Source organism: Vibrio sp. D54 (assembly GCF_021728075.1).
GTDB lineage: Bacteria > Pseudomonadota > Gammaproteobacteria > Enterobacterales > Vibrionaceae > Vibrio > Vibrio alginolyticus.
Genome location: NZ_JAKKCS010000005.1, coordinates 84928 through 97450, shown reverse-complemented (window position 1 = coordinate 97450; position 12523 = coordinate 84928). Strand labels below are relative to the sequence as shown.

The window sequence follows — 12523 nt, the reverse complement described above, 5'->3', positions numbered from 1 at the left end:
TGTGTTACCAGATTAGACCTGCAACCAAAACGTTACTGGACCGTCATTCACCAAGGACACTTTCATATCGGCAGCGAAGCGGCCACGCTGTGTGGGTAAAACTTCTTCACACAAGTCAGAAAAGTAATCATACAAGCGCTCTGCATCCACAGGATGCGCACCGCGAGAAAAGCCAGCTCGCGTGCCTTTTTTTGTATCCGCTGGCAGCGTAAATTGAGAAACCACCAGCACTTTTCCTTCCACCTGTTTAACGTTCAGGTTCATCTTGCCTTCGTCATCTTCGAACACACGGTAGGTTGTAACACGCTCCATTAAACGCTTTGCTTTAGCTTCATCGTCGTCCTTCTCTACGCCCAATAAGACCAGCAGACCACGATCAATTTCTCCTACGACTTCACCATCCACACGGACGGCTGCTTCACTGACTCGTTGAATTAGCGCTATCACTACTCTCGCTTCCTTCATCTGTTAACTGAGATTCAGCGGTCGAGTGTATCATGTCTAAATCTTCACTCCAGTGCTCTCGCTCACCAAGCGCAGCCGTAACTTCCGCCCCCAATAACACGATCATCCAGCATAAATACACCCAAACAAATAAGATAGGAATCGCCGCTAACGCGCCGTAAATGAGCTGATAAGACGGAAACTGAGTGATGTAAAGCGCAAAGCCTTTTTTACTCAACTCGAACAGTATCGCGGCGACTGCTGCCCCCATGGCACCATGAGCGAGGTGTACTTTTTTATTCGGCACTAGAATATACAAGCCAAGAAAAGCAAAAAAGGACAGCAACAACGGTAGCCAACGCAGAAATAAATTAAACGCACCAGATAATGTCTCGTTCTCTAAAATTTGCAGCGAAGTCACGTACGACGTCGCCGCAATACTCGCACCGACCATGATCGGCCCTAACGTGAGTACCATCCAATACATAGAGAATGAAAAGACTAAACGGCGCTTGTCTTTAACTCGCCAAATGTAGTTTAAGTTCTTATCAATGTTGGAAATCAGCATGACCGCTGCGATGAATAAAAACCCACCGCCAACCGCGCTCATTTTGCCCGTATTCGCCACAAATTCCTGTAATGCCGTATGTACAGCTTCTCCAGAAGCTGGCACAAAATTCTCAATAATGTAGCCTTGCAGCACCTCACCAACGTTCGCAAAAACGGGAAATTTCGACAATATTGATAACAATACCGTCAGCATTGGCACGATGGATAACAAGGTAATGTAGGCAAGATAGCCCGCGTTCACATTCACACGGTCATGCGTTAATCGCTTAAGAAGATACTTAAAAAACGCGACGCAACTTGGCAGTAGATTGATTAATCTCGCCTTGTAACTCTCTGATAACTGGTTCATAGTTCATCCCATAATTAGCGCCGAGGACATAAGAATGCCTTATTTATTAGCAATTGTACTATCAATTTTCACTTTAACAGGGTGTCAATCTGCTTATTACTCAGCAATGGAGCAGGTTGGGTATCATAAACGAGATATTATGGTCGACCGCGTCGAAGATGCCAAAGAATCTCAACAAGATGCACAAGAAGAATTCACCAGTGCACTTGAAGCCTTATCTGCGATCACCAACTTTGATGGTGGTGAGCTAGAAAATGTCTACAACAACATCAATGACAAATACGAAGATAGCGAAAAAGCGGCTCAAGACGTACGTGACCGTATTGCTGCGATTGAAGACGTATCCGGCGCACTGTTTGATGAGTGGCAAGATGAGCTAGAGCTGTACTCGAGTGCGAAACTGCGTCGTTCAAGCGAGCAAAAGCTACGTGAAACCAAAGCCTCGTACAAAACCATGCTTAGCGCTATGAAGCGTGCAGAGAAAAAGATGACACCGGTACTGGACACGCTGCGTGACAACACGTTGTACTTAAAACACAACCTTAACGCCAGTGCGATTGGTTCTTTGCAAGGTGAGTTCTCTAGCTTAGAGAAGGACATTCAGTTTGCGATCAAACAAATGAACGAAGCGATTGCAGAGTCCGATAAATTCCTACAAAAGCTCAATCAAAAGTAAATGATTCAGACCTCCTCCTAGCGAGGAGGTTTTAGTCGGCGACCTTACCGAGTAAACCGATGACTCTTCGAACAAAGCCTACTCTCTCTGGCACAGTTCCCCATGGTACTTCTATCACTTCATAACCCAACTCAGTATAGACACTCACTAACGACTGATGAATCTCCAATGCTTCTTCAAAGCTGTGCGGACGCACTTCATCTTGTACGTAAATGGATGCTTCAGGTCGACAAGTAAACACCTGACTATGGTACCCAGCACTTTCGGTTAAGAAAGCTTGGTCAACCTTACAGCCGCCCACTTGCAGGTATGCAATGATGTCGGGGATGGCGCGATCAACAAACGCAAAATCATGACAACGCGCATCACTCTTTTGTTTGTCCATCAACCCAAGGCATAACTTGGCAAACTCAGGTAAATTCGTCCACGGCAAAATACCATTTTCTAACTGGCTTTGCTGCTCAATCAAGTCGCGAGACCCTTCAGGAAACGTGGCGTAACCACACGCGTCTAGCGCATTCAGCAGTGTTGTTTTTCCCGCACCAGGCCCACCGGTGATAATAATCGGGTTCATATTCAACTCCAGAAAACAAAAAGCCCCGAGCATAACTCGAGGCTTCTTCTTAATTGAATCGCTTAACGAAAATTATTTCGCGCCACGAGAAGCACGCTTACGGTCGCTTTCCGTTAGGAACTTCTTACGGATACGGATGCTTTCAGGCGTTACTTCTACTAGCTCGTCGTCATCGATGAATTCTAGTGCTTGCTCAAGAGTCATCTTGATTGGCGGAGTAAGAACCTGTGCGTCATCTGTACCTGATGCACGAACGTTGGTTAGCTGCTTACCTTTCAGTGCGTTTACCGTTAGGTCGTTGTCACGGCTGTGAATACCGATAACCATACCTTCGTAAACTTCAACACCGTGACCGATAAATAGACGACCACGCTCTTGAAGGTTGAACAGTGCGTTAGTTAGCGCTTTACCCATCGCGTTCGCGATTAGTACACCGTTTACACGTTGACCGATGTTACCGCCTTTGTGAGGGCCGTAGTGATCAAACGTATGGTAAAGAAGACCTGAACCTGAAGTCAGTGTCATGAATTCCGTTTGGAAACCGATCAGACCACGTGATGGCATAACGAAGTCCATACGCACACGACCTTTACCGTCTGGAGACATGTCTTTCAGCTCACCTTTACGTAGGCCGATGTTCTCCATGATGCCGCCTTGGTGCTCTTCCATTACGTCGATCGTTACCGTTTCGAACGGTTCCATCAACTGACCATCTTCTTCTTTGATGATTACTTCTGGACGAGATACTGCTAGCTCGAAGCCTTCACGACGCATGTTTTCGATCAGGATAGAAAGGTGAAGTTCACCACGACCTGATACGCGGAATTTATCTGGATCGTCTGTTTGCTCAACGCGTAGTGCAACGTTGTGTACCAATTCCTTCTCAAGACGCTCAAGGATGTTACGTGACGTTACGAACTTACCTTCTTTACCCGCGAATGGAGACGTGTTTACTTGGAATGTCATCGTTACTGTTGGTTCATCAACAGACAATGGTGGTAATGCTTCTACTGCGTTTTGTGCACAGATAGTGTCAGAAATTTTCAGCTCGCCAAGACCAGTGATTGCGATGATATCACCCGCGTTAGCTTGTTCCACTTCGTGACGCTCTAGGCCAAGGTAGCCCATTACTGTACCCACTTTACCGTTGCGAGTTTTACCGTCAGCACCAATAATGGTTACCTGCTGGTTTGGTTTAACGCTACCACGAGTTACGCGAGCCACGCCGATAACACCAACGTAAGAGCTGTAGTCTAGCTGAGAAACTTGCATCTGTAGTGGACCATCAAGGTCAACATTTGGCGCGTCAACAACATCAACGATAGTTTGGAATAGTGGTTCCATGTTCTCGCCAGTTTCGCCTTCTTCTAGAGAAGCCCAACCGTTAAGTGCTGATGCGTAAACTACTTTAAAGTCTAGCTGGTCATCAGTTGCACCTAGGTTGTCGAACAGGTCGAACACTTGGTCCATAACCCAATCAGGACGTGCGCCAGGGCGGTCAATCTTGTTGATTACAACGATTGGTTTTAAACCGTGAGCAAACGCTTTTTGTGTTACGAAACGCGTTTGAGGCATTGGACCATCAACTGCGTCAACGATAAGTAGTACAGAGTCTACCATCGACATGATACGCTCAACTTCACCACCGAAGTCCGCGTGTCCCGGAGTATCTACGATGTTGATACGGTAATCGTTCCAGTCGATTGCTGTGTTTTTAGCAAGAATGGTAATACCGCGCTCTTTCTCGATGTCGTTCGAGTCCATGACTCGCTCTTCAGCTTCACCGCGAGACTCAAGCGTGCCTGATTGTTGTAGCAGCTTGTCAACCAACGTGGTTTTACCGTGGTCAACGTGCGCGATGATCGCGATATTTCTTAATTTATCAATCTGTGGAGTAGCCATGGATATTGATTCACTTAGATAGATGAAATGCCCCCACGCTGAGAACGGGTGCTCTCTGGCGACATTTGCTGATTAAAAAAACGGCCATAATGTACCAGATTTTAGCAAAAAGCCTAGAAATATGTGATCTACTCCCGAGCATTTCTGCGATTTTTACGCTTAATGCCCATTTTCTTCCTCAGAACGAATTGATTAAACGCAACTTTATTCTAATCGATGCATAATTCAAATTGACTCTTGCTCAAAAACTGGGCTGAATACGCAATGTACCTGTCACATTATGGTGCAACAATGATTTTTGGCACCATAATAGTGCAAGCAAAGATCATTTTGGTGCAAGCAAGTGCACCAAACTAGCATTCAAAAACACAATTGCTTGAAATTAATGGAATATTTTTTTTGGCACGGTTTTGGCTTTAGTTAAAACAGCATCGATTAATGAAAAGTCAAATTGATTAATCAATGCCAGGTTTCATGAATAATTCATAAATCGAGCTTTTACCGCTTATTAACACTGGAGGTTATCCAAGATGTCAGTAGAAAACGTTCTATCGCTGATCCAAGAAAACGAAGTTAAGTTTGTTGACCTACGCTTCACTGATACAAAAGGTAAAGAGCAGCACATTTCGATCCCTGCTCACCAAATCGACGCAGACTTCTTCGAAGAAGGTAAAATGTTCGATGGTTCATCAGTTGCTGGCTGGAAAGGTATCAACGAATCAGACATGGTAATGATGCCTGACGCATCTTCTGCTGTGCTTGACCCATTCACGGAAGACGCAACACTAAATATCCGTTGTGACATCTTAGAGCCTGCAACAATGCAAGGCTACGACCGTGACCCACGCTCTATCGCAAAACGCGCTGAAGACTTCATGCGTTCTACAGGTGTTGCAGATACTGTACTTATCGGTCCTGAGCCAGAATTCTTCCTATTTGATGACGTGAAGTTCTCGACAGACATGTCAGGCTCTTTCTTCAAGATCGACGACGTAGAAGCGGCATGGAACACAGGTTCTGACTACGAAGAAGGTAACAAAGGTCACCGTCCAGGCGTTAAAGGTGGTTACTTCCCAGTAGCTCCAGTAGATTCATCTCAAGACATCCGTTCTGCTATGTGTCTAGTAATGGAAGAAATGGGTCTTGTTGTTGAAGCGCACCACCACGAAGTGGCAACGGCGGGTCAAAACGAAATCGCAACTCGTTTCAACACGCTAACAACCAAAGCTGACGAAATCCAAATCTACAAGTACGTTGTACACAACGTTGCTCACGCGTTTGGTAAAACAGCGACGTTTATGCCTAAACCACTTGTTGGCGACAACGGCAGCGGTATGCACGTTCACCAGTCTCTAGCAAAAGATGGCGTAAACCTATTTGCTGGTGACAAGTACGGCGGTCTATCTGAAATGGCGCTTTACTACATCGGTGGTATCATCAAACACGCTCGTGCAATCAACGCATTCGCTAACCCATCAACAAACTCGTACAAACGTCTTGTACCAGGCTTCGAAGCACCAGTAATGCTAGCTTACTCAGCGCGTAACCGCTCTGCTTCAATCCGTATCCCAGTGGTACCAAGCCCGAAAGCACGTCGTATCGAAGTTCGTTTCGGTGACCCAGCGGCGAACCCATACCTATGTTTCGCAGCAATGCTTATGGCTGGTCTTGACGGTATCAAGAATAAGATCCACCCAGGCGAAGCGATGGATAAAGACCTTTACGATCTTCCAGCTGAAGAAGCAGCAGAAATCCCAACTGTTGCATACTCACTAAAAGACGCGCTAGCAGAGCTAGATGCTGATCGTGAGTTCTTAACAGCGGGCGGCGTATTCTCTGACGACTTCATCGATTCGTACATCGACCTTAAGTCTCAGGACGTAGAGCGTGTGAACATGACAACTCACCCTGTTGAGTTCGAACTTTACTACTCTGTGTAAGGTCGACACTGTGTAAAATGTAAACACAGCAATAAAATATTAGGCTCGCCTCGCAGGCGGGCCTTTTTTGTATTCGCCACTCAAGCTTCGACGTTTAACATGAGGGGATAATAAAAATACGCTTAGAATTTTTCCTTACAGGTCAAAGAGCTAAGCCATTGAAACGTGAAATCATCGAACAAGAGAAGGTGAGCAATGAAAGTTCAGCTTATTCCATCACTGTGTGCACTCAGCGGATTGTTAATCGCCTCTATCGCCTTCGCGCAGGTCGCGTATACGTGGGTAGATGAAAATGGCGTGGTTCACTTTAGTGATACGCCAAACAAAGGAGCAAAAGCGATCGCACTGCCAAACCTTGAAGCCAGCGCACCAGCTCCTGAGGTAGAAAGTACTGAATCGCTCGCACCTCAGACTACGCCATCTACTGCATCACAAAACAAGCCAGATAAAACAACCGAGAAGCCTCTCCCATTACAACTCTCGATGCTGACTCCCAAGCACAACGAGACCATCCGCAGCAATCGAGGCATCATCAATATTCAATTAGAAACCAATCGCAAGCTTGGTATCGGTGAGCAATTGCAATTGTTACTCGATGGAAAACCTTATGGTGCACCACAAAACCATATAGTGTGGCAGCTAAACAATATTGACCGAGGCACTCACACACTTGCTGTGCACGCGAAAAGAAGCGGCAAGCTTATTGCATCTACTAGCCCTATAACGGTGCATTTACATAGAGCAAGTGTTAAGCCGACCGTAAAAGGGGCAAAATAGAATATCTGGTGAAAAAAATCACATCACAGCGATGCTTTTCACTTTTTCTTCTAAGATTTATTCGCCATACTTAACGTTCAATTGCACCATTATTGTGCATTGCACAATCTTAAAGCAAAACAAGGACGTAATGTGGATACCAGTCTTCCTAGTGCCATTCTCAACAATATGGTGACAGCAACGCTGATTCTTGATGATGGATTGGCCATCCGTTATGCCAATCCGGCTGCCGAATTGCTGTTTTCTCAAAGCGCCAAACGAATTATTGAACAATCACTTTCTCAATTGATTCAGCATGCGTCGCTGGATCTCGCGCTGCTCACTCAACCGTTGCAAAGTGGCCAAAGCATCACCGACAGTGACGTCACTTTCGTTGTTGATGGCCGCCCTTTAATGCTAGAGGTGACGGTTAGCCCTATCACTTGGCAAAAGCAGTTAATGCTTCTGGTCGAGATGCGCAAAATTGATCAGCAGCGCCGACTCTCTCAAGAACTGAACCAACACGCCCAACAACAAGCGGCGAAGCTGTTAGTCCGAGGGCTTGCACATGAGATCAAAAATCCGCTTGGCGGCTTACGCGGTGCGGCGCAATTGTTAGAAAAAATGCTGCCAGAGCCCTCTCTCACCGAATATACACACATCATCATTGAGCAAGCAGACCGTTTAAGGGCGCTCGTGGATCGATTACTAGGACCGCAGAAGCCAGGTAAGAAGACACAAGAGAATCTGCACCAAATTCTTGAAAAGGTTCGCCAACTGGTTGAATTAGAGTCACAACGCTCAATCGTCATTGAACGAGATTATGACCCAAGCTTGCCAGAGATTTTGATGGATACAGACCAAATCGAACAGGCAATGCTTAATATCGTCAGCAACGCCGCACAAATTCTTAGCCATCAAGAACACGGGAAAATCACCATTCGCACCAGAACGGTGCACCAAGCCAATATTCACGGCAAACGCTGTAAACTCGCTGCTCGTGTCGAAATCACAGACAACGGCCCAGGTATTCCACCAGAACTACAAGACACGCTGTTCTATCCCATGGTCAGTGGCCGCGAGGGAGGAACTGGATTAGGGCTATCTATTTCGCAAAATTTGATCGACCAGCACAATGGAAAAATAGACGTAGAAAGCTGGCCTGGTCACACAACATTTACTATTTATCTGCCGATCTGATTGCGCTAATGGACTTCAAGTCGCGTCAGTTTTTCGGTTTGCTGCAAGGATTACTACATGAGTAAAGGATATGTTTGGGTCGTTGATGACGACAGTTCAATTCGCTGGGTAATGGAGAAAACGCTCTCCTCTGCCAACATCAAATGTGAAACCTATGCCGATGGGGAAAGCGTGTTAATGGCGCTCGAACGCGAAGTGCCGGATGTTCTAGTATCAGACATTCGCATGCCAGGTATTGATGGGTTGGAGCTACTAAAACAAGTACAGCGCGATTACCCAGACCTTCCCGTGATTATCATGACCGCACACTCAGATTTAGATGCGGCAGTGAATGCGTACCAAAAAGGTGCTTTTGAATATTTACCAAAACCTTTTGATATTGATGAAACCTTAACTCTGGTTGAGCGAGCCATTGCACACAGCCACGAAAACAAACGCGAGCAGCTCTCTCCAGAAGACATTCCAGCAGAAACGCCTGAAATTATCGGTGAAGCACCAGCGATGCAAGAGGTGTTTCGCGCCATTGGTCGTCTTTCTCGCTCCTCTATTTCAGTTTTGATTAACGGTGAATCGGGCACGGGTAAAGAACTCGTTGCTCATGCACTGCACCGTCACAGTCCACGTGCTAACAAACCTTTCATTGCGCTCAATATGGCGGCGATTCCCAAAGACTTGATTGAATCAGAACTGTTTGGCCACGAAAAAGGCGCGTTTACGGGAGCAAACAATGTTCGTCAAGGACGATTCGAACAAGCCAATGGCGGCACTCTATTTTTAGACGAAATCGGCGACATGCCATTAGACATTCAAACTCGTTTACTACGCGTTCTAGCTGACGGGCAGTTTTATCGAGTGGGCGGTCACTCTCCGATCAGTGTCGATGTACGAATTGTCGCGGCAACACACCAGAACTTAGAAAAGCTGGTTCACGAAGGTGACTTCCGTGAGGACCTCTTTCATCGCTTAAACGTGATTCGCGTGCAGATCCCGGCACTGCGTGAGCGTAAGCAAGACATTGAAAAGCTTACACAGCATTTTCTTATCCGTGCGGCTGATGAGCTTGGTGTGGAAACAAAAACTCTCCACCCGTCAACCGTAGAGATTCTTAACCGCCTTGATTGGCCTGGCAACGTGCGTCAATTAGAGAATATTTGCCGTTGGTTAACCGTTATGGCCAGTGGTAGCGAAGTGTTACCAAATGACTTGCCAAGCGAACTACTCGAAGAGAAAAAATCCATTTCAGACTCTGCACATGGTAGTTGGCAAGAACAATTAGCGGATTGGGCACGGCATTCACTCGCAGCAGGAGATAAAGAACTGCTTTCTTACGCTTTACCAGAATTTGAACGCATTTTATTAGAAGCAGCCTTAGAGCACACTAAAGGTCATAAGCAAGATGCCGCTAAAGTATTAGGCTGGGGGCGAAATACACTCACCAGAAAATTAAAAGAATTGTACTGACAATCACTTACGTGGTGCGTTAACAACGAGCGTCGTTTGTCACTCGATATTAATAAAAACATCAGTACAATTGTGGCGCACCACCATCTATGTGATTAGGCGATGTCTACTGCTACGACTCAAATTACACTGCGTACTGCTGTTTTGATTCCATTTGTCATGATCTTCTTACTGGCGATCGGTGTCATTGTCTACGTCCAAAAACAAAGTTACGAAGAAGTGGTCACGGATATCAGTGACAAGCAACTTTCCGTGTTAACCGAAAGTGTCCACGACCACCTCAATAGCTATCTACGTAAGCCTTTTACTGCGGTTATGGCTCTCGCGCACAACGTCAGCTATCACAACCTTTATCGCCCTCACGATACCTCAGACATTCAAAACTACCTGCTGAGTGCATTCAAAAATCTTTACCAATCGATACCGCAGTTGGATGTAATCGCATTTGGTTCAGAAAACGGCGACTTTGCAGGCTTTCGCCGCGAGCTTTCTGACGATTACACCTTAATGGTGCAAGATCGCTACACCGATGGTGATCTGGTTATTTATGGAACCAACCATGTGAGTAACAACATTCGAACGGTTATCTCCCAATACGATCCTCGCACTCGCCCATGGTATAAGCCCGTTGCAGAGAGCCAAAACGCCACTTGGTCTGAAATTTATACCAACGCTGATGAACGCCAGGATATTACGCTATCAGCCATGACGCCGGTGTACAAACACGACCAATTTGCTGGTGTTTTGGTGACAGACATTCGTATCAATACATTCAACGAGTTCCTGCGCGAGTTAAAATACAACACTAAAGCGTCGGTCTACATCATGGACCCAGATCATCGTTTAATCGCTCACTCAGGCCCGGGAAGCGTCATCTCATGGGGCACAAAATTTTCGGATAAAGGGCAGCGTTTGCTTGCCGCTGAAAACGCAGACCCGATCATCAAAATCAGTGCGAGCCGCGTCCGGTCTTTCGATCTCAACAACACCAAGCAACCTTATACTTTTTCATTTGAACATGATGGCCAACGTATTTTCAGTCGGCTAACCCCGTATCGAGACCAAGATGGCTTAACATGGTTTATTGGCACCTCCATTTCGGAGTCCGAGCTTCTCGGCCTGTTACCGAAAAGCCAGCAAGAGAGTTGGCTCGTTGGCATTATTGTAAGCCTATTTGGGATCGCCATCAGTTGGATCATTTTCAACCGAGTTACCAGACCAATTAACGCGACGGCCGCCGCCGCTCAGCACCTGGCAAATGGGGATTGGGATAGCGGCATGCCAAAGCCTGGTTATGTGTATGAGACAACCGTACTGGTTCATGCTTTTAATGAAATGGCGAACAATCTAAGAGCTTCATTCAAAGCATTGCGTGAACAGTTGGTTTATGACTCTCTGACACGCTTATATAGCCGTCAGGGTTTGGTCGAAATCTGTGAAAATCAGTCTGATCTTTGTCACGGCAGTTTATTTTTACTTGGTATCAACAAATTTAGAGATATCAACGACAGTGTGGGTCATCACAACGGCGACCAGCTGTTGGTCAGCATCGCTGAAAGGTTAAAACAGCAGTTTCGTGACAACGCATTATTGGCTCGGATTGGTGGTGATGAGTTCGCGGTGTTTCTCTCAAATGTCGACACTGAAACCAAAATTAAACAAACCGAGCGTCGATTACAGCAACTCTTTTCCACCCCATTTATGGTGGAAGGCGAGAATGTAGTGATGAAGATTTCACTTGGTATTGTACAAACCCAGCCAAACGAAACCATGCCTTTATGGTTACGCAACGCCAGCATCGCATTAAGTTACGCTAAACAAGACTCACTGACTGGTGTTTGTCACTACAGCCCAGAACTAGCGAGCGCTTCAAAGTTTCGTACGCAAATGCTGACCAAGATCCAAACTGGCATTGAAAACCGAGAGTTTATTCCTCATTACCAACCGATTGTGGATCTCGTCAGTGGCACAGTGTGTGGCGCCGAAGCACTGGCGCGTTGGCATAGCGACTCAGGTATGGTGTCACCATTAGATTTTATCCCAATCGCGGAAGAAAGCGGCATGATCAAAGCCATCGGCCAACAGATTCTGTTACAAGCTTGTCGCGACACTTACCAAGCGATCGAAAGCAAACAGTGGCCGTCGGACTTCCAACTGCATGTGAATATCTCTGTTAATCAACTATCCTGCCCAAGTTTTGTTGATACGGTGACAAGCGTATTGGATATCACGAAATTACCAGCAAGTAACCTCACACTAGAGATCACAGAATCACGTATCATTGATAGCGCACCGACCACACTAGAAAATATGACTAAACTGCGTGAAATGGGTATTGGTATCGCGATAGATGACTTTGGCACCGGCTACTCATCACTGGGTTACCTCCACTCTCTGCCGTTTACCTGCTTGAAGATTGATCGCACCTTCATCAATCAACTCACACAAGAAAACTTAAACAGTTCAGTCGTCGCTGCCGTCATCAATATCACAGCAGGTCTCAAAACTAATGTCGTCGCGGAAGGTGTCGAGGATAGCAATCAAGCACAATTACTGCGCTCTTTAGGCTGTAACCAGGTGCAAGGCTTCTATTACAGCCGCCCTATGCCACTAGAAGAATGGCCAACACATTTGGTGAACATGAAGTAGAA

At 46.1% G+C, this 12523-nt stretch carries 10 protein-coding genes; 6 read left to right on the top strand and 4 right to left on the bottom strand.

Annotated elements, in window-relative coordinates; all coding sequences use genetic code 11:
• Positions 1-12 precede the first annotated feature (12 nt).
• Positions 13-447, bottom strand: coding sequence for a D-aminoacyl-tRNA deacylase (gene dtd, locus L3V37_RS08875; RefSeq protein WP_005379282.1), 435 nt, complete (start codon positions 445-447; stop codon positions 13-15).
• Positions 419-1363 (bottom strand): virulence factor BrkB family protein, encoded by a 945-nt coding sequence (locus L3V37_RS08870; RefSeq protein ID WP_005379281.1) that lies wholly within the window; start codon positions 1361-1363, stop codon positions 419-421. Before L3V37_RS08870 ends, dtd begins: the two co-directional genes overlap by 29 nt.
• 34 nt (positions 1364-1397) lie before the next feature.
• Between L3V37_RS08870 and L3V37_RS08865 the strand changes: the two genes are divergently transcribed.
• A complete protein-coding gene (locus L3V37_RS08865; RefSeq protein WP_005382972.1) occupies positions 1398-2039 on the top strand; it encodes a DUF2959 domain-containing protein in 642 nt (213 codons plus the stop codon).
• Between the two features lie 31 nt (positions 2040-2070).
• Here L3V37_RS08865 and L3V37_RS08860 read toward each other — a convergent pair whose 3' ends face one another.
• Both L3V37_RS08860 and typA read right to left on the bottom strand, forming a co-directional pair.
• On the bottom strand, positions 2071-2613 hold the full coding sequence (locus L3V37_RS08860) for an AAA family ATPase (protein WP_237306174.1): 543 nt from the start codon (positions 2611-2613) through the stop codon (positions 2071-2073).
• Positions 2614-2685: 72 nt separating this feature from the next.
• Positions 2686-4515 carry a translational GTPase TypA gene (gene typA, locus L3V37_RS08855; protein ID WP_005379276.1) on the bottom strand — a complete coding sequence of 610 codons (1830 nt, stop codon included), beginning with the start codon at positions 4513-4515 and terminating at the stop codon, positions 2686-2688.
• Between the two features lie 530 nt (positions 4516-5045).
• Here typA and glnA point away from each other — a divergent pair.
• The 5 genes from glnA to L3V37_RS08830 all read left to right on the top strand — a co-directional run bounded on the left by glnA (position 5046) and on the right by L3V37_RS08830 (position 12521).
• Entirely contained in the window at positions 5046-6455 is a 1410-nt protein-coding gene (gene glnA, locus L3V37_RS08850; protein WP_005379275.1) for a glutamate--ammonia ligase, read from the top strand.
• 195 nt (positions 6456-6650) lie between these two features.
• Positions 6651-7232: a DUF4124 domain-containing protein gene (locus L3V37_RS08845; protein ID WP_130544867.1), complete on the top strand. Its 582-nt coding sequence runs from the start codon at positions 6651-6653 to the stop codon at positions 7230-7232.
• A 132-nt stretch (positions 7233-7364) separates the two neighbouring features.
• Positions 7365-8411 carry a nitrogen regulation protein NR(II) gene (gene glnL, locus L3V37_RS08840; RefSeq protein WP_130544868.1) on the top strand — a complete coding sequence of 349 codons (1047 nt, stop codon included), beginning with the start codon at positions 7365-7367 and terminating at the stop codon, positions 8409-8411.
• A 57-nt stretch (positions 8412-8468) separates the two neighbouring features.
• Complete coding sequence (gene glnG / locus L3V37_RS08835) at positions 8469-9872, top strand: nitrogen regulation protein NR(I) (protein WP_005379267.1); 1404 nt, start codon at positions 8469-8471, stop codon at positions 9870-9872.
• Positions 9873-9974: 102 nt separating this feature from the next.
• On the top strand, positions 9975-12521 hold the full coding sequence (locus L3V37_RS08830; protein ID WP_104979920.1) for an EAL domain-containing protein: 2547 nt from the start codon (positions 9975-9977) through the stop codon (positions 12519-12521).
• Positions 12522-12523 lie beyond the last annotated feature (2 nt).